Source organism: Corynebacterium tuberculostearicum, from assembly GCF_013408445.1.
Taxonomy (GTDB): domain Bacteria; phylum Actinomycetota; class Actinomycetes; order Mycobacteriales; family Mycobacteriaceae; genus Corynebacterium; species Corynebacterium tuberculostearicum.
The window spans coordinates 1,653,666-1,679,660 of the sequence record NZ_JACBZL010000001.1 but is presented as its reverse complement, the minus strand read 5'-3'; the positions used below and the strand labels follow the sequence as shown (position 1 = coordinate 1,679,660).

Here is a 25,995-nt window from a genome sequence, read left to right as displayed (position 1 = left end):
GAGGCACTATACGCCCCGCAGGCTACAAAGGTTAATTGAAAAGCTTTCCAGGCCCTTATCGAAGCCGCCCGTACACGGGCGGCTACCGGCAACCGCTACACCTTGAACTGGAAAAATGCTACGCACTGTGTAGGTAGCGTTGACTTATTCACGCTTAAGAAAAGTTCTTGAATCCTAGGCGCCGACATAAGGATCACGGATACCCAAGTACTGCACCGAGGTATATTCCTCAATACCTTCGGCGCCGCCTTCGCGTCCTAAACCAGAGTGCTTGACTCCACCGAATGGGGCAGCGGCATTGGAGATGACACCGGCATTGAATCCCATCAAGCCAAACTCGAGGCCGTCGGCAACGCGCCAGAGGCGATCGGAATCCTCCGTATATACATAGGAGGCAAGTCCGTACTCCGTATCGTTCGCAATCTCTAGCGCTTCCGATTCATCCTTGAAGGTAAGGATGGGCGCGACCGGTCCAAAGATTTCTTCTTGAGCCACGCGAGTTTCACGTGAAACATTGCTCAGGATTGTGGGCGCATAGAAGTGACCCGCACCCTCGCCGCGAGTGCCACCGGTGACAACGGTCGCCCCCTTGTCCACCGCATCCTCAACCAGGGCTGCGACATTGTCGAGCGCCTTAGCCTCAATCAGCGGACCACACGTCACGCCTTCGTCCATGCCATTGCCGACGACGAGCTTCTCAAACTCTGCTGCCAGCTTCTGCGTAAACTCTTCCGCCACGGACTCGTGCACCACGAAGCGGTTGGCCGCGGTGCAAGCCTCGCCAATATTGCGCATCTTCGCGCCCATGGCTCCCGCAACCGCTTGGTCGATATCCGCATCCTCGAAAACAATGAACGGTGCATTACCGCCTAGCTCCATAGAGGTGCGCAAGACATTATCCGCGGCACCCTTGAGAAGGGTTTTGCCCACTGGAGTAGAACCGGTGAAGGAGAGCTTGCGCAAGCGGGCGTCGGCAAGCAAGGGCTCCGAAATCGCCGAAGCGGAGCTGCCGGAGACAACATTGAGCACACCCTGTGGCAGGCCGGCATCGAGCATGGTTTGCGCGAAGTACTGCGCGGTGAGCGGCGTCAGCTTGGCCGGCTTCAGGACCATGGTGCAGCCCGCTGCAACGGCTGGGGCAACCTTTCGGGTGGCCATGGCGAGGGGGAAGTTCCACGGAGTAATCAACAGGCACGGACCCACGGGCTTGCGGCGGGTAACCATGCGCAAGGTGCCTTCTGGGACAGGGGAGTAGCGGCCATAATCGCGCGTGGCTTCCTCACTAAACCACCGCAAATATTCCGCACCATAGGTGACCTCACCTTGGGACTCGGCAAAAGGCTTTCCCATTTCAAGGGTCATTAGGGTGGCGAATTCATCGGCGCGCTCGTGTAACAACTCAAAGGCGCGGCGGAGAATATCGGCGCGCTCGCGCGGGGTGGTGCGCGCCCACTCATCTTGTACCGCACAGGCAGCATCGAGGGCAGCCACCGCATCATCAGAATTCGCCGACGACAGCGTGGCGATGGTCGCGCCCGTTGCCGGATTTTCTACGTCAAAGGTCTCGCTGGAAGACGCGTCGCGCCACTGTCCGCCAATCAATAGCTGGGTGGGGACCTTCGCTAGTAGTTCCTTCTGATCGATGCTCATATTCATCACCTTTCTCCATTGCGTGAATGCACCCCACAGTACCGCGAATCGATAGCCGGTCTTCTTGGTCCTGCGCCAAGCACAAGCGCTTAGGGGGAGTGGGCGAATATTTTTATCGATTACCTTACAGGCTATAGAAATGTAGGTTAGTATGACCGATATGAAGAAGATGACTACTGCTTGGTGGTGGCGCGCGTAACCCGCGGGCCTTATTCCACCTCCCATTTTTAGGCTCGCATTCTGCGGGCCTTTTGGCGTTTTAGTGTCCCTGCTCGCGGAATCTCACTATCCGTTTCCCGGTTTCCCTCACCCACCGAAAGGGCACTGCAATGCCATACACCGCCACTCGCGATATACCCTACGACAGCGACGCGGCCGCGGTTTTTGACGCCCTCGCACAACCGCACGACTCCCTACTTCTTGAAAGCGCGGACATTGAGACCAAGAAGAATCTCAATTGCCTCGCCGTACTCAAGGCGGCCCTGAAAGTAACGTGCCACGGCCAGAGGGTCGAGGTACGCGCTCTCACGGAGGCAGGGGAGTCGCTTCTCCCTTCCCTGGAGGAGCGGTTCCACCATCGCTTAGTTTCACGTGAAACTACCACCGCGGTTTTCGAGTTCTCGCTGTCCACACACCCAGACGAGCGGGAGCGGCTTCTTGCCGAATCTACCGCTGATGTTTTGCGGTTCCTGCAATTAGAAGCCAACTATTCCACTCTTTTATTGCCGTTCCTTGGGGGTGGATTCGCCTATGACTACCTTGCTACTTTCGAGGAACTGCCCGAGGTTAAACCGGGGGCCAACACTTACCCGGACTATGAATTCTTGGTAGCCCAAACGGTCCTGGCAATGGACCACCTGCAAGGGACTGCGCACCTAGAAGGCTGGGACATCGACGACAAGCGCCTGCGGGAAGAGTTGGATTCTCTTGCTTCACTGCCGGTGGCTGCTCCTCCCACGGCGCCGCAAAGGGAAAGGATCCGGGCGGTGGCCGATGTTAATGATGCGGGGTTTCGGGCGGACGTCGACAAGCTTAAAGGCAATATTCACGCCGGCGATATCTACCAAGTAGTGCCCGCGCGCGCCTTCACCGTGGAATGCCCCAACGCCCTGGCTGCCTACCGGGCGCTGCGCGAGACCAACCCCTCGCCCTATATGTTCTACGTCCGCGGTGCCGCCTATGAGCTCTTCGGCGCCTCGCCAGAATCAAATCTCAAATTCACGCCAGAAGATAGGCAGATTCAGCTCTATCCCATCGCCGGAACTCGGCCACGCGGGCTCAACCCGGATGGCAGCATCAACCATGAACTAGATATTCGCAACGAGCTAGAAATGCGTACAGACCAGAAAGAGATTGCGGAGCACACAATGCTGGTGGACCTAGCACGCAATGACCTCGCCCGCGTGGCCGTGCCCCGCAGCCGGCAAGTGGCAGAACTCCTGCACGTTGACCGCTACTCACGGGTCATGCACCTGGTCTCCCGCGTCACGGCGACGCTCCACCCAGACTTCGAAGCGCTCGATGCCTACCGTGCGTGCATGAATATGGGAACGCTTACGGGAGCACCCAAACTGCGCGCCACCGAACTGGTCCGCCGCACAGAGGGAAAGCGCCGCGGATCCTATGGCGGGGCGGTGGGGTACCTGCGCGGCGATGGAGCCATGGATAACTGCATCGTCATCCGCTCGGCCTACGTCCAGGACGGAACCGCAGTGGTACAAGCCGGCGCCGGCGTGGTCAAGGATTCCGTGCCGCAAGGCGAGGCCGATGAAACGGTGCACAAGGCCTACGCCGTCCTCCATGCCATCGCCATGGCACACGGAGCCGAATTGGAGGTACAGCGATGAGCTCGCCGCATATTGTCCTTCTGGATAACCACGATTCTTTTGTCTACAACCTCGTCGATGCCCTCGCTGGGTTAGATACCACCGTGTTTCGCAATACCGTAGCGGTGCACGACGTGCTGCGCGCGCAGCCCGACATTATTGTGCTTTCCCCGGGCCCCGGCCATCCACGGGACGCCGGCTGCATGATGGAGCTTATCGACGCCACCCTAGGCACCATCCCGATCCTCGGCGTGTGCCTCGGCTTCCAAGCGCTACTCGAGCACCACGGCGGCGCAGTCGAACCGTGCGGGCCCGTACACGGGAAATCCGTCCCGATGACTCTTACCGAGGCCGGGGTAATGCACCCCGTCTTTCAGGGCCTTGCCACTGATACCGAGCCGGACCAACCGGATCACCTTGGTACGCAAGTTCCGGTGGCGCGCTATCACTCGCTTGGATGCGCGGACCTCCCTCAGGGGATGCGTTGTCTCGCGCGTACGTCCACGGACATCGGAGAGGTAGCCATGGCGGCCGAGACGAATGACGGTAGCGCCCTCGGCTTCCAGTTCCACCCCGAGTCCATCCTCACGCCCCGCGGCCCCCTCATGCTTGAGCGTTGCATCAATCAATTATATACGCACACCACTATGGATACGGAGAACTAAAAATGAACCACCATCCCCTGCGTACCTTGCAAGCCTTCCTGAATAACCCTCAGCCCACCATCGAAGAAGCCATGGAGGTATTTACCCCCTTGGCCGTGGGTGACTACGACGATATTCATATCGCGGCGCTGCTTACCCATATCCGCACCCGCGGCGAGACCTTCGCAGACATTGCCGGCGCGGCCAAAGCTTTCTTGAAAGTGGGTTATCCATTCCCCATCACCGGAGAAGGACTCATGGATTCGGCCGGCACTGGTGGCGATGGCGCGAATACCATCAATATCACTACGGGCGCCTCCCTCGTTGCCGCCGCCGGGGGAGTGAAGATGATCAAGCATGGCAACCGCTCGGTCTCTTCCAAGTCCGGATCGGCCGATGTTCTCGAAGCACTGAATATCCCACTGGACCTGGACGCCGCCCGAGCAGTGCGCCAATTTAAAGCTTCCAACTTCACGTTCCTATTCGCCCCGGCCTACAACCCAGCCGTCGCCCACGTACAACCGGTGCGCAAGGCGCTAGGCATCCCCACCATCTTCAATACGCTGGGACCGCTCCTGTCCCCAGGACGCCCCTCTCTCCAAATCATGGGCATCGCCAACCCAGCCCAAGGCCAACTCATCGCGGAAGTCTTCCGGGAGCTCGGCCGGGAACGCGCCTTGGTCGTCCATGGTGCTGGCACGGATGAGATCGCTACCCACGGTACGACGCAGGCCTGGGAGCTCAACAACGGCGAGATTGTCTCTTATGAGCTCACCCCAGAAGACCTCGGCATCAAGCGCCACGAACTAGCGGACCTAGCCGGCGGCGACGGCGCCGCCAATGCCCAAGCCCTCCGTGCGGTTTTTGCCGGCCGTGGCGAGCCCGCCCATTGTGACGCCATTGCCGGCACCGCCGGCGCCATGTTTTACCTCAACGGGACCACGGAGACTATCGCGGCGGGAGTCACTCACGCGAAGGAACTGATTAGCAGCGGCACTGTTGAAGATTGGCTCGCGCTCCACGAGAACACCAACTATGCCGTAGGGGAGGAGAGTTGATGTCCGGGAATGCATTACCTACAGTGCTCGAGGAGATCGTCGCCCAGCGCCGCACTCACCTGCCCGCACTCCGGGAGCGGCTATCCCACGTGGACTTAGCTAGCGTGCCACGCTCGGAGCGTTCGCTTGCCGACGCCCTCCGTGGCACCAACCGCTTCATCATGGAGTGCAAGTCCGCCTCGCCGTCCCTCGGCATGATCCGTGAAGACTATCGGCCCGGTGATATCGCCCGGATCTACTCCCGTTACGCCTCCGCCATCTCGGTGTTATGCGAGCCCAATCGGTTTGGCGGCGACTACGACCACTTGCAGACCGTCGCGCTATCCACCCATGTACCGGTGCTGTGCAAAGACTTCATTGTCGATCCCATCCAGGTCTATGCCGCGCGTTATTACGGCGCCGATGCCATCTTGCTCATGATGTCTATCGTGGACGATGACACCTACGGTGAGCTCAAGGCACTGGCGGACGAACTCGGCCTAGACGTCTTGACTGAAGCCATCACCGAGGACGAAGTGGATCGCGCGGTGAATTTCGGTGTCGATATCATCGGCATCAACAACCGCAACCTCCACGATCTCAGCATCGATCTAGGGCGCACTGAACGCCTAGCCCGCCATGTTCCAGACGGAAAGGCGATAGTTTCCGAATCTGGAATCTGCGATAATGCCACCGTCCGCCGGTTAGGGGCCCACGCACATGCTTTCCTTGTAGGCTCCCAGCTCACCTCCCAGGAGGACATCGATCGGGCGGCGCGCGACCTCGTCTATGGTGCCAACAAAGTATGCGGCCTTACCACCGCCTCCTCCGCACAAGCAGCGCGCGCTGCTGGAGCCCGTTACGGGGGACTCATCTTCGCGCCGGATTCACCTCGCAGTGTTTCACGTGAAACCGCACAAAGCATCATTTCCGCGGAACCAGAGCTGGAGTACGTAGCCGTGACGCGCTCTACGGATGTGGAAACGCTGCGGAGCATAGCCCAGATCCCCGGCCTCAAAGTTCTCCAGCTTCACGCCCCATTCCAAGGGAGTAGGGAAGCAGAGCTGCAATTCCTTCACGATGTTCGGGGCGTCGCTGACGGCCTTAACCTTTGGCGAGCCATCGACATGAATAACTCTGAATTCGCTGCCTTAACGCCGGACCTAGTACCAGAAGTAGAGGCCCTCGTCCTCGACTCCGGCAGCGGCGGGACGGGAACCACTTTTGAATGGCGGACGATCCCCGATGAAGTGAAGGAGAAATCCCTCCTCGCCGGAGGGCTCCGGCTTGACAACCTCGAAGAGGCACTGTCAATCGGCACGGCGGGACTCGACCTCAATTCAGGTCTGGAATATGCACCTGGGCGCAAGGACTCCTCACTGATCGCCCAAGCCTTTAGCACCATCCGGAACTACACACACCCATAGAAAGAAGAGAACGATGACAGTTTCACGTGAAACGCTCCTTCCGGCATACTTTGGCGAATTCGGCGGACAGTTCGTCCCCGAATCCCTCATCCCGGCGCTCGACCAACTTGAGGAGGCCTTTGTCGACGCACAAAACGACCCCGCATTTCGCAAAGAGCTAAGCACACTTTTGCGTGACTATCTCGGCCGGCCCACGCCAATTGCAGAGGCGAGGAACCTCGGGGGTAAAGCGCGCATTTTCCTCAAGCGGGAAGACCTCGTTCACGGTGGAGCACACAAGACGAACCAGGTCCTTGGTCAGGCACTGCTAGCAAAGCGGATGGGGAAGACACGCATTATTGCGGAGACCGGAGCGGGCCAGCACGGCACCGCTACTGCACTTGCGTGCGCATTGCTGGATCTCGAGTGTGTGATCTACATGGGTGCGAAAGATGTGGCCCGACAGCAGCCAAATGTATTCCGTATGGAGCTGATGGGAGCGAAGGTCGTCGCCGTCGACACCGGATCCGGAACTCTTAAGGACGCGGTGAATGAAGCCCTCCGTGATTGGACCGCCACCTTCCATGAATCCCACTATCTCCTCGGTACCGCGGCCGGGCCGCATCCATTCCCAACCATCGTCCGAGAATTCCACAAGGTCATCTCCGAAGAGGCTAAAGCGCAAATGCTTGAGCGGACCGGTGGGCTACCAGATGTAGTCGTGGCTTGCGTCGGCGGCGGCTCCAATGCAATCGGTATGTTTGCAGACTTTATTGAGGAAGAGGAAGTGGAACTCGTCGGCGCCGAACCTGGCGGCGAAGGCCTAGACTCCGGCAAGCACGGTGCCACCATCAACAACGGTACGGTTGGCATCCTCCACGGCGCGCGCAGCTACCTCATGCGCAACGCGGACGGCCAAGTGGAAGAATCCTATTCTATTTCCGCCGGACTCGACTACCCAGGTGTAGGACCACAGCACGCGCACTTACACGCCAGCGGCCGCGCACAATATGTCGGCATTACTGACGCCGAAGCACTCGAAGCATTCCAGCTTCTTTCCACTAAGGAAGGCATCATTCCCGCTCTCGAATCCTCTCACGCGTTGGCCTACGCCTTGAAGCGGAAGGATGAGGACATCAACATCTTGGTCTCCCTTTCCGGCCGCGGCGATAAGGATATCGACCACGTTCGCCACACCCTTGAGAACCACCCAGAATTTAAGCTCCAGGAGAAGAACTAATGAGCACCCGATACGAAGACCTATTCCGCTCACTGCGCAACAGGGGAGAGGGCGCTTTCGTCCCGTTCCTTATGTTGGGCGATCCCACGCCGGAGTACACGCTGGCCATCGTGCGAACGGTCGTCGCGGCCGGAGCCGATGCATTGGAGCTCGGTGTTCCATTTTCTGACCCAGTGGCCGACGGCCCCACCATTCAGGCCTCCCACCTTCGCGCGATCGATGGCGGCGCCACCGTAGATTCCGCCTTGGAACAGGTGCGAACAATACGCGCGGAATTTCCCGAGCTTCCCATCGGCATGCTCATCTACGGCAATGTGGCGTTCACTCGCGGTTTCGACCGGTTCTACGCCGAGTTTGCAGAAGCGGGTGCGGACAGCATCTTGCTTCCCGACGTCCCCGTGCGCGAAGGCGCTCCATTTATCACCGCAGCAGAAAAAGCCGGTATTGACCCAATCTTTATCGCCCCGGCCCGCGCGACTGCGCACACCCTCGAGGGCGTCGCTCAAAGCTCACGCGGCTACATCTACGCAGTATCGAGAGATGGAGTTACCGGTGCCGAAAAGCAATCAGAAACAATTGGCCTCGAAGAAGTCGTCGCTAACATCAAGAAGTTTGACGGACCTCCGGTACTGCTCGGATTCGGCATTTCCGAGCCTGAACACGTGCGCGATGCCGTAGCCGCTGGGGCAGCGGGGGCCATTACAGGATCCGCAATCACCAAGATTATCGATCGCCACGTTTCACGTGAAACAGACGCGGAAGGCAGGCCAGTGGAAGGAACTCCAGGCCGCATTTCCGACGAGAGAGCATTGCATAAGGAACTCGCCGAGTATGTAGCTCGCATGAAGGCAGCGACTCAAGAGTAGTCCTGAAGACGCGAAGAACCCTCCTCAGCTCTCGGCAGCTGAGGAGGGTTCCCTATAAAAAGCCTCTACGCGGTTGCTTCTGCAGATTCCTCTTCGGTGTGGTCCTTCTTGGAGCCCGCGAACTTATCCACGATCATCGCGATAGCGCCGTCGCCAGTAACGTTGGCAGCCGTGCCGACCGAGTCAATGGCGATGTAGGCCGCGATCATCAGCGCCACCATGCCATCGTCAAAGCCCATCATATCCGCCAGTAGTCCAGCTGCGACCATAACCGCGCCGCCAGGCACACCTGGTGCCGCAATCATCATGATTCCCAACAGGAAGATGAAACCAAGGCCGGTGCTCGTACTAATATCCAGGTTCGCCATGTACACAATCGCAAAGGCATAGAGCGTCAGCTTAATCATGGAACCAGAGAGGTGAATGGTCGCACACAGTGGGATAACGAAGCTTGCCACCGGCTTCGAAATGCCATTCTTCAAGGTGGACTCCATAGACACCGGGATGGTGGCGGCAGAAGAAGAGGTTCCCAGTGCGGTGAAATATGCCGGCACCATATTGCGCAATGCCTTGAAAGGATTCTTACCGGTGATGGCACCAGCGATGATGTACTGGAGCACCAGGTAAACCAGAGTCATGACAACCGCCAGGATCAGGACCTTCGCGAAGGCCGAGAGTACTGAGCCCAAATTGCCATTCATGCCCAAGCCCAAGAACATGCCGAAGATATAGAAGGGCAGAATTGGCACTACAAAGCCCCAAATGACCTTGACTACTACGCTCTCCAATTCCTTTGTGACCGCATACAAGGTATCGGACTTCACTGTAGTCATCGCTACACCGATGCAGAATGACAACAAGAGAGCCGTCATAACCTCAAAAGGCGGCGCCATTTCCACCTCGAAGTACGGAGTGAGTGCCCCCTCATCAATATCGGAGACATTTGTAATCAGATCCTGACCACTGAGTATGGTGGGGTAGAGCCAGTGCGCAAGTACGTAGGCAAGAAGACCCGCAACAATCGTTGAGCCGTAGGCAATGCCTGCAGTAATACCCAACCATTTTCCGGCCCCTCGTCCCAGACCAGCAATCGACGGGGCGATAAGCGCGAAGATGAGGACCGGAATAAAGAAATTGAGGAAGTTACTAAAGAGTCCATTGAAGGTGGCGAATACGCGGCCAAACCATTCTGGCGCGAATTGGCTCACCACCACGCCAAGGATGATGGCGACGATGATGCGGAACAACAGAGATTCCGAGAGTTTCTTGAAATTCATGTACTTACAATCAAATCGGGTGTTTCGCCCCTTGGTAAAAGTTCCAGAGTGAAACAGCGCGGTACAGAGGCAACGGCCGCTTCAATATCTATCGATCGACCTTAAAGGCATACTACCCGACTGGAGGCATAGTCAGAACACTCACCCCAGCGACGATTTTCATCTTGGCGCTACAAGGTTAAACTAAGTACATGATCGCTGTGGGAATCATCTTTTTAATCCTCGCCGTCTTTCTTATCGTCGTGGGAGCCTTGGCCTCAACCAAGCGCCTACCTGGAAACAGCTATATCGGCTTGCGCCTACAGGAAATTCGCAAGTCTCGTGAAGCATGGGACAATGCCCATCGCGTCGCCGGCCCATTCTGGATACTCAGCGGCGTCTGCCTAGTTTTTGGCGGCATCGTCGCGCTCCGCGCTGAGGGCTGGATGTGGCTCATCCCGGTTCTTACTTTTGTGGCCGCTGTTCTAGCCCTCTCCATCGGTTCTAACCTCGGCTCACGTGCCGCGTTCCTCTACGAACAAGCACACGCGGATGAGGAGGGTTGCGGAGAATCCTGTAATTGTGGTTCCGACGGTTGCGGTGGGGAAGAGGTCACCGCAGCATCCGCTCCCCAAGTTGATGTAGACGCGCTCCGTCACGCCGCTCGCGAATCCGACAGGTAGGCACGCACTGCTGCGCAACCAACCCCTTCTGGAGAAAGATTCATCTTCCGTCCAGAAGGGGAATTTTTGTAGCTATCCCATGTGCATAGGAAGCATCCGCAAGCACTTAGGTTTAGTAACCGTGACGGTATTAAGGAGGGCCGGGCGTTGTGCGTTTTTAGTAACTGTCGAATTTCTCAATCTTCCGTTTTCTTGATTGCCCCCATACTTGCACAAACAAATAGTTGATTTATCTTTGCTATCCTGTTTCTGCGAGAGAGGATAGAGGTTACGTAAAGGTGCCATGGAAGCCTGGCAGGCCAAAGCGCAACCAGCCCCCTGAAGGGCAGAATATAGTGCATGAAGAAAAGTACCGCCCTGGCGGCCATCGCCGCTTCAACTTTTGTGATCGGCGCTTACGCTGAGCAAGACCACAAGGTAACGACGGCCGTAGCAGAAGCACACGAACAGCAATCTGCACAGAGCATCGTTGATGATTTAGGAATTGAGTCCGGCACCTATGAACTTATCGCTACCTACGATGGCTCTCCGGATACGTGGGAGGGTCTCCTAGCTGACTAAGTTCAGAGTTTCACGTGAAACTATAATGTCAACCGGACAAACGAGTATGACACATTACGCGAGACCAACGGGCTAGAGTAGAGACATGATTAAGTGCTCTCGTCGAATGTTCTTGCTTGGAACCGCCACCACATTTGCAGGCGCCTACGCCGCGGCCTGTGGCTCCTCTCCGTCCGCAGAAATTGCGGCGACCGAGATTCCGATTGGCTCCGCGAAGATTGTTGATGGCGTGATCTTCACCCAGCCCAAGGAAGGCGAGTTTAAGGCCTACTCCCAAACCTGTCCCCACCAGCACAATCCAATCACCGAGATCGATGGCATGACGGCCACCTGCACGGCGCACAACACCTCCTACAATCTCAGCGATGGAAGCGTAATCTCCGGCCCGGGGCGCGATCCATTGGAAGAATACGAAGTTAAACAAGACGGCTCTAACGTCACCACGGCCTAAAGAGCATTTCCCGTGTGGTTTCACGTGAAACTACACGGGTTGTGTTTTCTCGGCTCGAGTATCTGCAGCATGTGAATACGAACCGGGTTTAAACTCTTAGCATGCTGCAGCGTTTGAAAAAGCCCGACCCGCTTATTGTCCTCATTATCCTGGCGGTCATCATTGCGATAATCGCACCAGCCCGCGGGAACTTTGCCGACATTGTCGGCCAATTAACAAACGTGGCCATCGCGCTACTCTTCTTCTTGTATGGCGCGAGGCTTTCCACTCAAGAAGCCCTCAACGGGCTCAAGCACTGGCGGCTACACCTCACAATTCTCGCTTTCACCTTTGTGGTTTACCCGCTTATAGGCATAGCTCTGCGCCCACTCACCGCTGTCATATCGCACGACATGTACCTGGGCATCTTATTCCTCACGCTGGTTCCATCCACGGTGCAGTCGTCGGTTGCCTTCACCTCAATCGCGAAGGGAAACGTGGCGGGCGCAATCGTATCGGCTTCTGCCTCAAACTTAGTGGGAGTGATCATCACTCCATTGCTCGTCATGTTCCTCATGGGAACTGGGGGAGGAGTTCACATCGATACGTCAGTATTCGGCGAAATCGCCCTTCTATTGTTAGCGCCATTTGTTTTAGGTCAGCTTACTCGGCGCTGGGTAGGCAAGGTTGCACAAAGCAAGGCCACTAAAGTCGTGGACCGCGGCTCAATCGCGATGGTGGTGTATTCCGCTTTTTCTAAGGGTGTGGTGGACGGAATTTGGTCCTCTATTTCTCTGTGGGACCTGGCGTTCCTGGTCGTCTTCGCCGCAATCTTCGTTGCCTTCATGCTGTGGCTCACCAGAAAGGCGAGCCAAAAGATGGGATTCAACCGCGCCGATACCATCGCTATCGAGTTCTGTGGATCGAAAAAATCATTGGCCACGGGACTCCCCATGGCCTCGGTTATCTTTGCTTCTGGCGGCGCGTCTCTTGGTCTACTGATCCTCCCGTTGATGATTTACCACCAGGTTCAGTTGATGATGTGTTCGTGGCTAGCGGCTCGTTACGCGCAGCACCCCAGCACGTAACTACACTTAAGTGCCATGACGAATTACCTTTACGTACGAACCGAACTGAATGTGCCCGGCGTCGGCTCAGCAATTCACATGGCGGAAATGGAAGAGCGCGATGCCCGCAGCTGCCGCATGGTGCGCATGATTGCGCTTGATCCCTCGGATGCCATCGTCGGGGTAGCAACACCGAGTAGTTCCACGGGCAACGTGGATCAGCCGCAAGAGGTTGTCCCTCACCCGGACACCTACGACGATTTTCCGGACATTAGCACGCAGTACGTGGACCAGTCTCGGTTCGACGCCCTGTGGTCCGAAGCCACCGCCAAGTTCGGCCTATAAGAATCGCAAGGGCTACAAGACTACGTTGACGAGGAGCATATAGAAGGCGGTTCCGCCGAAGATGGACAGCGCAGACTCCCGCTTCCACAGATGCAGCAGGAAAGTGACCACCACTCCGAGGAGAGCCGCCCAGATGCCACCGGGGGCGCTGGACTGCCCGTGGACGGTATACACCACCAAGATGGTCATCACTCCGACAGGCATCATCATGCCGAGCAAGGAAAAGAACTGACTATCCTTCATCCATTTCACAAAGGAGAAAGGAAGTTGGCGTAGTACAACGGTAATGAGGCCGACGGGAACTAGGACGGCCGCGATGGAAGCAAGGGTGATTCCAGCGGGCATTAGTACTCCTCACGGAATCTCTTAACGTCGCCTCGTCTACGCAAGGTAAAAGCCGCATCGACGCGTGGGGATAGGTACCGAATAATGAGCAGGATGAAGTAGGCGCTCAGGGCCACCATGAGGAGTTGTCCAGGGGCGAAGGCGGCCGCGAGGATCCCCACCATCGCCGCGCTTAGGGGTAAAGAAAGGTCCTGGTTATTGCGGAAGGAATCCATAGCCAGCACGACGAACAGCGCCACTAGGGCGAATTCCATGCCCTGCACGGTAGAGGGAATGACCTGGCCGGCGAGAGCACCGACAATGCCACCGCCTACCCACAGGGCCTGACAAAAAATTTGGATGGTGAGGATCCGGGCCCCGGTCGGACGGTCATCGGTGGGGAGGGAGGAGACGATGGCATAGGTTTCGTCGGTAAGCGCGTAGGTGGAATAAGCCCTGCCTAGGCGCGAGCGAATGCGGTGGCGGGGAAAGGTGAGGCCATAGAAAATATGGCGGAAGTTCACCATGAAACCGGTGACTAGAGAAGCCACGGCTGTGGCGCCGCCGGTGACCATGGAAATGGCGAGGAACTCCATCGAGCCGGCGTAAATGACGATGGAGAAAATAGGCGTCCACCACCAACTGAAGCCAGATTGGACCATGAGCAGGCCGAAGGCTAGGCCGAGGGGAATAAGGCCGATGGCGGCGGCCCAGGTATCCCGCAAGCCTTGTGCAATATCCTCACGCATGCGGGCTAGTGTAGCCCACTGCCTGCAGCTCGATAGGAATTAATTGTCTTCCACGTTGACAGGATAGGTGGAGTACAACGGCAACGGCATGGGTTGGCGCTTCATAACATCGGACCAGAGGTCGGCCGGGCCCGGCGTAATAACGTCTTGGGCCAGGGCAGGGGAGACGAACCATTCGCCGGCCTCGATTTCCTCTTCTAGCTGGCCCGGGCCCCACTCGGCGTAGCCGGCAAACATGCGCATACCCGAGACCAAGGGCTCTATCTCTTCCGGCTCCGCGCGCAGATCCACATGCGCGAGGCGCGGGGCGAGGCGGGTGAGTCGGTCGTGCTTGTCCGGATCGACGCCCTGGTTGGTCTGCGCGAGCCCTACGACGGATTGCTGATTGAGCGGGCCGCCGATGTACAGCGCCTGCGGCTTGGCCACAACGGGAAGCCATTCTGGCAGCACATTGAAAATCGCCACCTCGGAGCGCTTGGTCAGATCCACGCCGAAGGTCATCATGTCATTGTGCTCAATGACGAGAATGACGGAACGGGCGAATTCCGGCGAAAGCATGCCCGGAGCGGCGATGAGCAGCTGGCCGGGGGCGGGGTCATTGCGCTCGAGGGCGTTGAATAATCTATCGGCAAACATCACTGTTTAGAATCCCACCACTCGCGCAACTTCGCAATCGCGTCCTCGCGCTCGAGGGGTCCATGCTCGAGGCGCAGCTCCTTGAGATAGGACCACGCCTGGCCCACCTCAGGGCCGGGCTGGAGGCCTAAGATCTCCATGATCTCGTTGCCGTCGAGGTCTGGACGCACGCGCGCCAGGTCCTCCTTGCGGCCGATCTCTTCGATGCGCTCTTCCAGCTGATCGTAGGTGCGCTGGAGGCGACGGGCCTTCTTGGCATTGCGGGTGGTGCAATCGGCGCGCACCAGCTTGTGCAATCGGGGAAGGAGATCGCCGGCGTCGGTGACATAGCGGCGCACGGCGGAATCAGTCCACTGATTTTCCCCAAACCCGTGGAAGCGCATATGCAAATAAACCAGTTGGCCGATGGCCTCCGTAGTGGCCTTGGGGTATTTCAACTTCCGCAGGCGCTTGCGGGCGAGCTTGGCGCCCACCACCTCGTGGTGGTGGAAGGAGACCTTGCCATCGGTGTTATCAAAGGTATCCGGCTTGCCAATATCGTGCAGCAGCGCCGCCCAGCGCAGAACGAGGTCTGGACCATCTTCCTCTTGATCCATGGCCTGGCTTAGCACCTTGAGCGAGTGGGCATAGACGTCCTTGTGCTGCGCGTGTTCGTCCGCGGTCATGCGTAGCGCGGGGATCTCCGGGAAGATATAGTCCGCGATTCCCGTAGATACCAGTAGATCAATGCCATCCCACGGGGCCGTGCCGCAGATGAGCTTATCCAGCTCCACCTGCACGCGCTCCACGGTGATGCGCTGGATCTCACCAGCCATATCCCGCATGGCCTCCACGACGCGATCGGCCACGCGAAATTCTAGCTGGGAGGCAAACCGAGCCGCACGCAGCATGCGGAGAGGATCATCGTGGAAGGAGATCTCCGGCTTATCCGGGGTATCGAGCACCCGGTCAGCTATGTCTCGGAGGCCGTGGAGGGGATCGTGGAACTTAAAGGAGGCGTCGGCAAGCAGCTCAATGGCCATCGCATTGGCCTTGAAGTCGCGCCGGACAAGATCGCCTTCCAAGGTGTCACCGTAAACCACCTCAGGATTGCGGGACTGGCCGTCATAAGAATCGGAGCGGAAGGTAGTGATCTCAATCTGCTGGCCCTTGTAGGCCGCGGAGACGGTACCGAAGTCTATGCCGGTATCCCACACGGTTTCGGCCCACTCATCGAGGATCTCCTTGACCACCTCGGGGCGAGCCGGGGTAGTAAAGTCCAGGTCATTTCCCAAGCGGCCCAAAAGCGCATCGCGCACAGAGCCGCCCACGAGGTAGAGCGAGTAGCCGCGCGCGGCAAATTTCTCCACCAGTCCGCCCAGCAGGCTACTGAGGGAGGAGACGGTGGATTCCGCGCGGGCAAGAACGCCGATTAGCTGAGTGTCCTGAAAATTCACGGGTGAGAGTCTACTACGATTGGTAAGGATGACTAACCAAGAACAGGGCCCCTCCAAGGGAGGCGGCCGCAACCGCAACCGGTCTCGGCGCAGGCGGCGCCGCCGGCCGGATAATCGCGCGCGCCGCACCACTCAGCAGCGCAAGCCCTACCGCGGTGGCAATGGCCAATCCACTGCCATGGAAACCCGCGATGAAACCTCCGCGGGCGGCCTCGTTGTCTCCGGCTTGGCGGAGTGCGTCGATGCCAATGGCAACGTCGACCTTTCCCGGCTCTATGTGGCGCTCATCGGCCGCCTCGACCGCCGCGGGCGCCTGCTGTGGTCCATGCCCAAGGGCCACGTGGAAAATGGCGAGGCCAAGGAGGTCACCGCTGAACGCGAGGTATGGGAAGAAACCGGCATTTCTGGTGAGGTTTTTGCGGACCTCGGCATGATTGATTACTGGTTCGTCTCTGATGGGGTACGCATCCATAAGACCGTGCACCACCACCTGCTGCGTTTTGTAGACGGCATTATGAACGATGAGGATCCAGAGGTCACTGAGGTCTCGTGGATCCCCGTCTCTGAACTCATCGAGCACTTGGCCTACGCCGATGAGCGAAAGCTGGCGCGCATCGCGCATGATCTCCTTCCCGATCTCGCACGAAAGGAAGCCGCGGCGGGGAAAGTGACCCCACGGTAATGCGCCAGCGCCTGAAGTCTTGGGCCGTCGTGGGCGGCTGCATGGCGGTAGCGGGGTGGGGCGTGTGCCTGCCGCTACCAGAGGCCGCCGCGCAGATGGACTCGGCCGCCGAAAAGCAGCAGGATATCCAGGCATGGTTGGGCGCGCGCGGGCCGGAGCGGGCCACTCTTGATCTCCTTGCGGCCGAGCCCTTTACCGTGGGCAAGAACCTGAAACTGACCTTCCGGCTGCACAATCCTACCGATGAAGCCATGGAGGATCTCCAGCTCACGAGCCGCCGCGGCAATGCCGTGGAGGATACCGCGCAGGCCCGCACGCAGCTGGCCACCGGCGAATTCCCGTATTACGGTCCCAGCACCACCACCGCGCCCCTGCAGCCGGGCGAATCCCGGGAGGTCACCTTCCAGGTTCCCACCTCCCTGCACGGGGAGCAGACCCTGGCCATCGAAGAGCCTGGCTCCTATCCGCTGCTGTTTACCCTCACCGGCACCGTAGGCGGCGAGGCGGTTAGCTTTGCGGAGGAGCGCCTGGTAGGCCAGGTGAAGGGGAAGGAGCAGGCGCTTGGCGATGCCCCCTCAGATCCCACACCCCACGATCTCACCGTGATCTATCCCATCAGCTCCGATATCGACTCGATACCAGGCGGCGCTGGGGGAGAGGAGCTTATCCTCTCCTCTGATGAGTTAGCAGATGAACTGACTGAGGGCGGCCGGCTCGATCGCTTGGTCAGCACGTACGCCGACCACGACCTGCGCGGGGCAGGCTGCGTAGCCATCGATCCCGCCCTCTTGGATACGGTCAACCGCATGGCGGAGGGCTATAAGGTGGGCTCTGCCCGCCCAGCTCAAGCCGAGCGCCCTAAGCGCCTGCGCGATTCATGGTTCACTAACGAGGACGATGTGCACCTCGAACCCGGCTCAGGGAAAGAGGATGCCGCCCGCTGGCTCAAGCGCCTGCGCGAGCTCGATTGCTTTATGTCTATGCCGTGGGCGAACGCCAATGCTTCCTCCGTGGCCAAAGCGAATAATCCCTTCCTTACCTACGAAGGACTGCAACGCGGCAATCACACCATCGAGCGAATTCTCGGTGCCAAGCCGGCCACCACCGTGCTCGCCGTCGGCTCCGGCTATGTGGATCAGCAGCTGCCCCTGCCCGCATTGGTGGCGGATAATACTTCGTGGCCCGGCCGCGCCGTGACTTTCGACGCCTCCCTGGGCGCCCTCCTCGCCCAAACCGGCTCCAAACCACAGACGGTGGGCTATTCCAACCCAGAGCTGCGCTACGATTACTCGCTCGATTCCGATCTTTCTCGTGCCATCACCGGCGGCGCCGCACTGAGCTTGGCCGCGAGCGATGACACCGTGGCACGCTTGCCCAATTACTTGGATCCCAGCGCGGCCGAGTACGCACTCGACTCTGCCGAGGCACTCATCGCTTCCGGTAAGTCCCATCCGCGCACCGTCGGCAGCCTGAAGCAGGAGACCGCGGAGCCCGGTTCACTGCCCGGCAGCCCCTTTAGCGATCCCGCCGCCTTTGCCGAATCCGATATCGTCCGCGTGGAACAGCAGGCCCGCTATACCGATGAGCTGATGAATATCATGGTCGATGAGCCCGATATCGCGCTCACTCGCTATGAATTCGTCCTGCCTTTGCGCCGGGATCTGCTCGCCGCCCTCTCGCTGACCAACCGCGATAGCTTGGGAAGCAATGCAGAGGCGCAGCGCCGGTTCACTCATACGATGGATGTGCATTCCGATACGCTGCGGGACCTGCGTTCTTCTGTGGCGCTTATCCCACCGGGCAATGTCTATACCCGCGTATCTGAGTCATCGCCGCTGCTCATCGTGGCAGAAAATGGACTGCCACTACCGGTGGAGGCCAAGCTGCAATACGACGCCCCCGATGGCGCGCGCCTCAACACACCCAAGAGCGTCCGTATTCCGGCCAAGGGGTCTATTACTGTATCCATGACCGCCGATATGCCTAAGGACGCCGATCGCACGGACATTGGCCTGTGGCTTGCTACCCCAGAAAAGCAGACCATCTCCGAGCCCATCAATATCGCTGTGCAAACGCGTGCCGGTATCGTAAGCGTGTATGGCGTCGGCATAGTCGGCGCCCTTGCGCTGGTCTTAGCCACGCTCTTCCGGCTAGGCCGCCATCGGCGCAAAAAATCACAAAGGCTTAAAAAGTAAGTTGAAGTTGTATCCTCTATGACTGATAAGACTGGCCGCGAGGCCGAACACGTGGAGAAGTCACCTGCGGGTGTAGTTGACCCGAAGGATGCCGCCGTGCCGGCAGAGCACCCCGCCCCGGCGGGTGCCCGCGGCCGCATCGTCCAGGCCTCTCCTCCCGCTCCGGTACCAGAAAAGCGCCCCACCCCAGCGGTGAAGGACACCACCGTTCCTCCTGAGGAGGATAAGTCCGCGCTCACTGGACGCAACGCAGACAATGAATCATCCAATCAGGATGTTATCCGCGCAACAGGCACGATGGCCATCGCGACGCTGCTGTCCCGCATCACCGGCTTCTTGCGCCAGATGCTCATCGGCGCCACGCTCGGCGCCACGGTGGGAACTGCGTTTAGCAGCGCCAACCAGATTCCCAACCTCGTCACCGAGATCGTTTTGGGTGCGGTGCTGACCTCTCTGGTTGTGCCCGTCCTCGTGCGCGCCGAAAAGGAAGACACGGACCGCGGCGAGACCTTTGTCCGGCGGCTATTTACCCTGGCCTTTTCCATCCTGGGCATAGTCACCATCGCCTCTGTGGTGCTCGCCCCCTTCTTGACCAGGATGATGCTGCCGGAAGATTCCAAGGCCAATGCCGTGCAGGCAACTTCCTTGGCCTTCTTGCTCCTGCCGCAGATTCTTTTCTACGGCCTCTTCGCCCTCTTCCAGGCCGTGCTCAATACCAAGAATATCTTTGGTCCGGGCGCCTGGGCGCCGGTGATCAATAACTTCATCTCCATTGGCGTGCTGCTGGCTTATCGCTTCCTGCCCGGCCAACTAGACCCGCATGAGCCCACGCCGGTGGCCGATCCCCACGTCATGCTCTTGGGCTTGGGCACCACCACAGCGGTGATGGTGCAGTGCCTCATCCTATTGCCGTATCTGAAAAAGGCCGGCATTAATCTGCGCCCCAAATGGGGCCTGGATGCGCGCATCAAGCAATTCGGCGGCATGGCTTTGGCCATCATTACTTATGTGGCCATCTCCCAGCTGGGCTACGTGGTCACCTCCCGCGTGGCCGCCTATGCGGATGCCGGCGCACCGCTGGTCTATCAGAATGCCTGGCTCATGCTGCAGGTGCCTTATGGCGTTATCGGCGTGACGCTCCTGACGGCGATTATGCCGCGCCTGTCCCGCAACGCCGCCGACGGCGATGTAGATGCCGTGGTCCGCGATCTCACCCTAGGCTCCAAGCTGACCTTCATCGCGCTTATCCCCATCGTCATCTTTATGACCGGCTTCGGCGTTCCTATCGCCCGCGCCCTCTTCCAATACGGTGCCTACGGCGCCGAGAGCGCCGAGCAGCTCGGCCTGACCATCAGCTTCTCCGCCTTCACGCTCATCCCGTATGCCTTGGTGCTGCTGCACCTGCGCGTGTTCTATGCCCGCGAGGAAGCCTGGACGCCTACCTTCATCATCGCCGGCATCACGCTGACCAAGATCGTCCTCACGCTTTTGGCACCATTGATGACGTCCAACCCGGACCGCGTGGTGATTCTGCTCGGTACGGCCAATGGCTTTGGCTTCGTCTCCGGTGCGGTCATTGGCGGCTTCCTGCTCAAGCGCAAGCTCGGCAGCCTCGGCGGCAAGGCCGTCACCCAAACCGTGCTGTGGGCTTCCGGTGCCGGCCTGGTGGGCTTGGTCGTCTCCTGGGCGCTGTATTGGGGCGTGAATTGGCTCCTCCCGGAGAATCTGCCGTCCATCGTCTCGCTGATCAAGGTCGCGGTGCTTGGCATCATCTTCCTCATCGCCACCGGCCTGGTGCTGTCCAAGTCCTCCTTGCCGGAGGTCCAGAACCTGGCCCGTGCCCTACAGCGCATCCCGGGCATGTCCCGCTTCATCAAGGTCGATTCCTCCAAGGCCATCGAGCTGGAGGAGCCCGACGTACCGGAAATTCAACCGGTATTCTCCCAGGACGCCTTCAACGCCACCCTGGTGCCGCCGCCGATGTCCGCCGGTATCGTCCGCGGACCACGCCTCGTGCCGGGTGCCCCGGTATCGGATGGCCGCTTCCGCCTGCTCCAAGATCACGGTGCGGTCACTGGTGCGCAGTTCTGGCAGGCACGCGAACAGTCCACCGGCCGACTGGTCGCCTTGACGTTCGTCGATACCAATAGCCTGGCGCCGATTGCGCCATCGACTCCGGGAGTTGCCGCCCGCCGCTCCGCAGAGATCTCGCGCAATACCCGCCGCCTGGCCGAGCTGGAGCTCGATACCGTGGCGGATAATATCCAGGTTCTGTCTTATCGCACTGGCTGCCTGGTAGTGGCGGATTGGTTTGAGGGCACCTCCCTTAAGCAGGTGGCTGAGGCCGATAACCTCGATCCCCATTCCGTGGCTCGTGCTACTGCACCGCTATTTGCAGACGCCGCCGCTGCCCACGATGCCGGCCTCATCCTCGGCGTGGAACACCGCGATCGTTTCCGCGTTTCTACCGATGGCGTGGTCAAGGTTGCCTTCCCCGCCGTGCTGGATGGCACCTCCGCCGCTACCGACCGCGAGGCTCTAAGCTCCGCCCTCGAGCTGCTCGTAGAGTCCACGGAGCCTTCGCCGAAGAAGCTGCGCGATATTTCTGAGGACGCCAACCTTCCCGCGGACGAGGCCGCCCAGCGCGTCGAAGATGCGCACTACGGACTCGATAGTGCTGATGAGGACAGCCGCGAGGAAAAGATGGAGGAGCTGCAAGAGGCACAGGCGCTAACCTTGGCCGGCATCGCCCAGCGCCTGCGCGACTTCGCACCGGATGAACCAGAAGAAGCACCTGAGGCCCTGCCGGTGAAGGCACAGGTAGAACCGGATCAAGAGGATGACCCGGCGCAAGAACCCGGCTTTGGCGGCCGCGGTTATTCCGGTTCCGGCGTCATCGTCATCGGCATCTTCGCCACCATCTTCGTCGTAGCAATGGCCGCGCTCACCACCTGGATCATGTCCTTGCTCAGCAATGTGGAGGCATCCAACCCGGTCAGCGAGACCATCCATGGCAGCACGGACATTCCGGATACCCCGCCGGTGCGTCTCCAGCCTTCCTCTGCGGTTACCGTCCCTGATAACAAGGACTATGCAGCGCTTATCGACGGCAAAACGGCCACCACCTGGTCCACCGAAGAGGAGGACACCGGCGTCCTCGTCACCTTGGATACGCCAACGCACCTTGCGGTACTGCCGGTGGTGCAGTCCAACTCCACTGGGGCAAAGTACGCCGTCTATGGCGTAAATCAGGACAGCTTCAATCCGGAAAACCCACAAGCTGGCTCCCTGCACCAACTGGCCAGGGGCAAGTTCGAAAGCGGCAAGGAAGATATCGAGCTGGAGGAAACCACCGAGCAATTCGACGGCCTCCTCCTCATGATCACCGAGCTGCCCAAGTCCGATAAGGCAACCATCGCAGACATTGGTCTCGTCGGGCAGCCCTAGGCACAGCCCACACGGCTGAATCGAGGACACGACCCTCGATTCGGCCTTCTTTCTTAAGATTTTCCGCATTCACACCTCTTTGAACTGCACGTTCAAAAATCATTTACTTCACGTGTTGGCTATTTAGAAGTGGTACGTACACGGTGGGGCGTAACGCACACAACAGCCTTAGGAGTATTCATCATGTCCCTCGCAGCAGGTACCTACGCACTAGACCCAGCCCACACCGCTATCGGATTCGTCGCCAAGCACGCGATGGTGACCAAGGTTCGCGGTAACTTCGCAGACTTCGAAAGCACCATCACCGTGGCCGAGAACATCGCCGAGTCCGCTGCTGAGGCAACCATCCGCACCGCTTCCATCACCACCGGCAACGATGACCGCGATGCACACGTAAAAAATGAGGACTTCTTCGCAGTAGAGCAGTACCCGGAGATCACCTTCAAGGCCACCAACCTCAACGTTGATGAGAATGGCAACGGCACCGTCACCGGTGACCTCACCATTAAGGACACCACCAAGTCCGTCGACCTCGACGTTGACGATGTTGCTACCGCTGAGGACCCATTTGGCAATACCCGCTTGGGCTTCGAGGCAACCACCAAGATCAACCGCAAGGACTTCGGCATCGACTTCAACGCCCCGCTGAAGACCGGCGGCGTGCTGGTCTCCGAGGAGATCAAGATTGAGCTCGAGGTCTCCGCTATCAAGCAGTAAGCCGGCAGCCTTAGGCACTAAAGGTCTTGAGCATCTCCTAGCCCCCAGCCACCTTTGGCTGCGGGCTTTTTCTTCATGCGGTATAGCACTCCATTCACTTGGTCAATTGCAAAACAACTTGAAACAACTTTGTTTTATAGTGTTTAACTGCAGGTATCGTCTTATAGACTCGACTAAATTGCATTAGTTGTTGTCGAGTTGTTTCAAACGACTCGTGCTACCACGCACCTATTTCAGAGGTAGAGTTAAAAAGTATCCTCACCGCTCTTGCAGCTATCGCACCAGGAATGACTGGGGATATCCAAGAAGGCCAACTGTTGGATTTCGAAGAGGATCCGGTCAAGCCCATGGAAGTGGTGTATCTGTTCTTTCTGAATCGAGGACAGTGTCAGGAGCGGTGTTAGGGTCCAGCTCATGCTAAACGCAAGATCCCTGGCAAAGGTTAAAGAATAGGACTATGGCCAATGCATATATCTAATATTTATCTCGCCTACGTCAAACGCTTCTTTCTAGACGCTGATAATGGGAATACAGGATCGGAACCACGTGGAATGACCCACTTCTTGACTGGCCATGATCTCCTCATGTGCCTTCAGCGTGATCTGTCTTCCATGTTAGTTCCGACCCTGTACCGCAATCTGGTGAATCCGCCCATGACCTTATAGGAGCGTGACGTCTCCACCGTGACCACCCCGGCAGGTGTCTAGTGTAGTCGTCCCATCAGCGTCTTGTCTGCCCGGAAACCCCGGATCGCGGGTCACCCGCACGTTTGCTCACAGACAGGACCTGATCCCCAATGTCTACCACTTTCGACTGCCCCACCGGCCCCGTTGCCGGAATCGACACCCACACCGATACCCACACTGTTGCCGTTATTTCGGACACCGGCCGGCACATCGCCACCGACACCTTCCCCGCCACCAACCCTGGCTACGTGGCGATTTCAGAGTTCATGGCAACCTACGGTGTCACCACCGTCGGTGTGGAAGGAACCAGCTCCTATGGAGCAGGCCTGACACGCCACCTTCGCACCCAGAAATACTCAGTCGTAGAAGTCTTACGCCCTACCCGGGCCGTTCGACGCCGGGACGGCAAATCAGACCCCGTTGATGCTGTCGCTGCCGCCCGCCAGGTGCTCACCGGGGAAGCCTTAAGCATCCCGAAAGACACTTCCGGGCCAGTGGAATCCCTCCGTGGGTTGCAGATCACCCGCCGTCAGCTCGTGATGACAGCAGCGAAACTGATGACAACGATCAAATCGTTGCTGGTCACAGCACCCGATGAGATTCGACGCCGCTATAGTGCGATGTCCACATTGGTCATGGTGGAGGCCTTGTCCCGGTGCCGACCATCAGCTGACCTGGCCGACCCCAGAAATGGGGTGCTCCTCGCGTTGAAGACATTAGCCACCACCTATCGTGATTTACAGAAACAGGGTACGCAGCTGGAAAAACACATCAGTATCCTGGTTGAGATGATCAATCCGCATGTGACCTCGATATTTGGGTGTGGTTCCGTGGTGGCTGCTGATCTGATTGTCAGTGTGGGGGATAATCCAGGCCGGATTCACTCCGAGGCAGCATTAGCTCATCTGTGCGGGGCCGCACCGATTCCGGCTAGTTCTGGACGGACTCATCGGCACCGTCTCAACCGGGGTGGTGATCGTCGGGCGAATTCTGCGTTGCATCGGATCGCGTTGGTGCGGATGCATCATGACCAACGCACCAGGGACTACGTAGCCAAACGCACCAAGGAAGGATTGTCGAAAAAGGAGATCTTACGGTGTCTGAAACGCGCCATTGTCAGGGAGGTCTACCGGGTGTTGTGCTTGGGTCAGGCCGTTCTTCCAACGGGCCAGGTAGAGGTTGATGAACTCAAAGCTCGACGGATCGAGAGGCAGTTATCGCAAGCCCAGGTTGCTGAAAAACTCGGGTGTGCCCCGGCGAGAATCAGTGATATCGAAACCGGCAAGCGCCCTTTGCCGGAGTTGAGGTTGGCTTATGAAGAACTTCTCAAATCAGCTTGACACAACATAGGAGCATCACGCTCTTCCAGATTGAAAACAAACGAACTTCTAGGCGGGCTAAACAGGAAAAGTACTTCAGACACAGCCGGCCGATTCGAGAAAGAAGTCCAATTTCCCAGCTGGAAACAATCTATCAATCAAACGATCGTGGCCTGCCCTGGTTGCTTCAGTAAAATACCTGTTCCCCACCCCACGCACAAAGAATTGACGCGCTCTACTGTTAGCTAAAACGCAGAGCGCTTGAATTTACGCAAAGAAACAACACTCATGAAAAAAGAAACCACGCTTAATATTAATGGAATACGGCCGGGTGGAACCTCTAAAGCGAAAAGAAGGAGTTTCCAATTCGTATCAGACAATGATGGCCAAAGAGCAGTTTGTAACACAAGCTGTGCTACAAGCAACAAAGCAAGTGTATCCACACTCACATATCTACCTATAAGAAGCGTCAAACCTGTAAGAACAGTAGATACATAAGCAAATCTAGTGCTTCCTATGCCGCAAAGGGAAAATACCCAAGGAATAACCCATAAAGTTACGAGGACTATACCGTCAATAAACAGCCAATTCCGTGAAGCTTGCGCTTCTAACCTGGAAATCTGATTTCTGAAAAAAATCACTGGCAATGCGGCATAAGAAAACGAACATAAAGTGCCAACGTTCGCCCCAGCAGTATCATTGAGCCAAGGGATATTTAGTAACCATCCCTCAGCAAAAGCAAGAACAAAGCCAATAAACAGCACCATGACTAAAACAGTAATTAGCCTATGCC

The 25,995-nt window shown here is 58.2% G+C and carries 22 protein-coding genes and 1 pseudogene; 16 read left to right on the top strand and 7 right to left on the bottom strand.

Annotated elements, in window-relative coordinates; genetic code table 11:
- Positions 1–174 precede the first annotated feature (174 nt).
- Positions 175–1,656 carry an NAD-dependent succinate-semialdehyde dehydrogenase gene (locus BJ985_RS07790; RefSeq protein ID WP_373366768.1) on the bottom strand — a complete coding sequence of 494 codons (1,482 nt, stop codon included), beginning with the start codon at positions 1,654–1,656 and terminating at the stop codon, positions 175–177.
- Between the two features lie 323 nt (positions 1,657–1,979).
- Here BJ985_RS07790 and BJ985_RS07785 point away from each other — a divergent pair, with 323 nt between their 5' ends.
- Genes BJ985_RS07785 through trpA form a run of 6 tightly spaced genes read left to right on the top strand, consistent with a single transcriptional unit; the run spans position 1,980 to position 8,669 of the window.
- On the top strand, positions 1,980–3,497 hold the full coding sequence (locus tag BJ985_RS07785) for an anthranilate synthase component 1 (protein ID WP_179387121.1): 1,518 nt from the start codon (positions 1,980–1,982) through the stop codon (positions 3,495–3,497).
- A complete protein-coding gene (locus BJ985_RS07780) occupies positions 3,494–4,141 on the top strand; it encodes an anthranilate synthase component II (protein ID WP_179387120.1) in 648 nt (215 codons plus the stop codon). The genes BJ985_RS07785 and BJ985_RS07780 overlap by 4 nt, the downstream gene beginning before the upstream one ends.
- Positions 4,142–4,143: 2 nt before the next feature.
- The gene (gene trpD / locus BJ985_RS07775; RefSeq protein WP_179387119.1) at positions 4,144–5,178 is read left to right on the top strand and encodes an anthranilate phosphoribosyltransferase; all 1,035 of its coding nucleotides are present in this window, start codon (positions 4,144–4,146) and stop codon (positions 5,176–5,178) included.
- Complete coding sequence (gene trpCF / locus BJ985_RS07770; RefSeq protein WP_179387118.1) at positions 5,178–6,584, top strand: bifunctional indole-3-glycerol-phosphate synthase TrpC/phosphoribosylanthranilate isomerase TrpF; 1,407 nt, start codon at positions 5,178–5,180, stop codon at positions 6,582–6,584. The genes trpD and trpCF overlap by 1 nt, the downstream gene beginning before the upstream one ends.
- A gap of 13 nt (positions 6,585–6,597) precedes the next feature.
- Positions 6,598–7,803: a tryptophan synthase subunit beta gene (gene trpB / locus BJ985_RS07765; RefSeq protein WP_179387117.1), complete on the top strand. Its 1,206-nt coding sequence runs from the start codon at positions 6,598–6,600 to the stop codon at positions 7,801–7,803.
- Positions 7,803–8,669 carry a tryptophan synthase subunit alpha gene (trpA, locus tag BJ985_RS07760; protein ID WP_179387116.1) on the top strand — a complete coding sequence of 289 codons (867 nt, stop codon included), beginning with the start codon at positions 7,803–7,805 and terminating at the stop codon, positions 8,667–8,669. Before trpB ends, trpA begins: the two co-directional genes overlap by 1 nt.
- A 65-nt stretch (positions 8,670–8,734) precedes the next feature.
- On the opposite strand, the gene BJ985_RS07755 is transcribed toward trpA, so the two are convergent.
- A complete protein-coding gene (locus tag BJ985_RS07755) occupies positions 8,735–9,946 on the bottom strand; it encodes a dicarboxylate/amino acid:cation symporter (RefSeq protein ID WP_005326930.1) in 1,212 nt (403 codons plus the stop codon).
- Between the two features lie 191 nt (positions 9,947–10,137).
- On the opposite strand from BJ985_RS07755, the gene BJ985_RS07750 reads away from it, so the two are divergent.
- The 5 genes from BJ985_RS07750 (at position 10,138) to BJ985_RS07730 (ending at position 13,011) form a co-directional block, all read left to right on the top strand.
- Positions 10,138–10,608, top strand: a complete 471-nt coding sequence (locus BJ985_RS07750) for an SdpI family protein (protein WP_005326927.1) — start codon at positions 10,138–10,140, stop codon at positions 10,606–10,608.
- A 339-nt stretch (positions 10,609–10,947) separates the two neighbouring features.
- Entirely contained in the window at positions 10,948–11,169 is a 222-nt protein-coding gene (locus tag BJ985_RS07745; RefSeq protein WP_179387115.1) for a hypothetical protein, read from the top strand.
- 85 nt (positions 11,170–11,254) lie between these two features.
- Positions 11,255–11,620, top strand: a complete 366-nt coding sequence (locus BJ985_RS07740; protein ID WP_005326925.1) for a Rieske (2Fe-2S) protein — start codon at positions 11,255–11,257, stop codon at positions 11,618–11,620.
- 101 nt (positions 11,621–11,721) lie between these two features.
- Positions 11,722–12,687: a bile acid:sodium symporter family protein gene (locus BJ985_RS07735; RefSeq protein WP_179387114.1), complete on the top strand. Its 966-nt coding sequence runs from the start codon at positions 11,722–11,724 to the stop codon at positions 12,685–12,687.
- A gap of 15 nt (positions 12,688–12,702) precedes the next feature.
- Positions 12,703–13,011, top strand: coding sequence for a hypothetical protein (locus tag BJ985_RS07730; RefSeq protein WP_179387113.1), 309 nt, complete (start codon positions 12,703–12,705; stop codon positions 13,009–13,011).
- Positions 13,012–13,023: 12 nt separating this feature from the next.
- Here the strand turns inward: BJ985_RS07730 and BJ985_RS07725 are convergent, their stop codons facing one another.
- From BJ985_RS07725 to BJ985_RS07710, 4 genes are read right to left on the bottom strand one after another with little or no spacing between them, the layout of a single operon-like run.
- Positions 13,024–13,356, bottom strand: a complete 333-nt coding sequence (locus tag BJ985_RS07725; RefSeq protein ID WP_179387112.1) for a branched-chain amino acid transporter permease — start codon at positions 13,354–13,356, stop codon at positions 13,024–13,026.
- The gene (locus tag BJ985_RS07720; RefSeq protein ID WP_005325868.1) at positions 13,356–14,084 is read right to left on the bottom strand and encodes an AzlC family ABC transporter permease; all 729 of its coding nucleotides are present in this window, start codon (positions 14,082–14,084) and stop codon (positions 13,356–13,358) included. The genes BJ985_RS07725 and BJ985_RS07720 overlap by 1 nt, the downstream gene beginning before the upstream one ends.
- A 39-nt stretch (positions 14,085–14,123) precedes the next feature.
- The gene (locus tag BJ985_RS07715) at positions 14,124–14,720 is read right to left on the bottom strand and encodes a YqgE/AlgH family protein (RefSeq protein ID WP_005325866.1); all 597 of its coding nucleotides are present in this window, start codon (positions 14,718–14,720) and stop codon (positions 14,124–14,126) included.
- Complete coding sequence (locus BJ985_RS07710; protein ID WP_179387111.1) at positions 14,720–16,156, bottom strand: CCA tRNA nucleotidyltransferase; 1,437 nt, start codon at positions 16,154–16,156, stop codon at positions 14,720–14,722. The genes BJ985_RS07715 and BJ985_RS07710 overlap by 1 nt, the downstream gene beginning before the upstream one ends.
- A 178-nt stretch (positions 16,157–16,334) precedes the next feature.
- Here BJ985_RS07710 and BJ985_RS07705 point away from each other — a divergent pair.
- The 5 genes and pseudogenes from BJ985_RS07705 to BJ985_RS07685 all read left to right on the top strand — a co-directional run.
- Positions 16,335–16,838, top strand: a pseudogene (locus BJ985_RS07705) (NUDIX hydrolase); the annotation flags it as partial.
- Positions 16,838–19,033: a DUF6049 family protein gene (locus BJ985_RS07700; protein ID WP_179387110.1), complete on the top strand. Its 2,196-nt coding sequence runs from the start codon at positions 16,838–16,840 to the stop codon at positions 19,031–19,033. The pseudogene BJ985_RS07705 and the gene BJ985_RS07700, both read left to right, overlap by 1 nt.
- An 18-nt stretch (positions 19,034–19,051) precedes the next feature.
- The gene (gene murJ / locus BJ985_RS07695; protein WP_179387109.1) at positions 19,052–22,480 is read left to right on the top strand and encodes a murein biosynthesis integral membrane protein MurJ; all 3,429 of its coding nucleotides are present in this window, start codon (positions 19,052–19,054) and stop codon (positions 22,478–22,480) included.
- Between the two features lie 183 nt (positions 22,481–22,663).
- A complete protein-coding gene (locus BJ985_RS07690; protein ID WP_179387108.1) occupies positions 22,664–23,197 on the top strand; it encodes a YceI family protein in 534 nt (177 codons plus the stop codon).
- 796 nt (positions 23,198–23,993) lie between these two features.
- The gene (locus BJ985_RS07685; protein ID WP_005324630.1) at positions 23,994–25,223 is read left to right on the top strand and encodes an IS110 family RNA-guided transposase; all 1,230 of its coding nucleotides are present in this window, start codon (positions 23,994–23,996) and stop codon (positions 25,221–25,223) included.
- Positions 25,224–25,447: 224 nt separating this feature from the next.
- Here the strand turns inward: BJ985_RS07685 and BJ985_RS07680 are convergent, their stop codons facing one another.
- Positions 25,448–25,969: a hypothetical protein gene (locus BJ985_RS07680; RefSeq protein WP_150851232.1), complete on the bottom strand. Its 522-nt coding sequence runs from the start codon at positions 25,967–25,969 to the stop codon at positions 25,448–25,450.
- Positions 25,970–25,995: the final 26 nt, after the last annotated feature.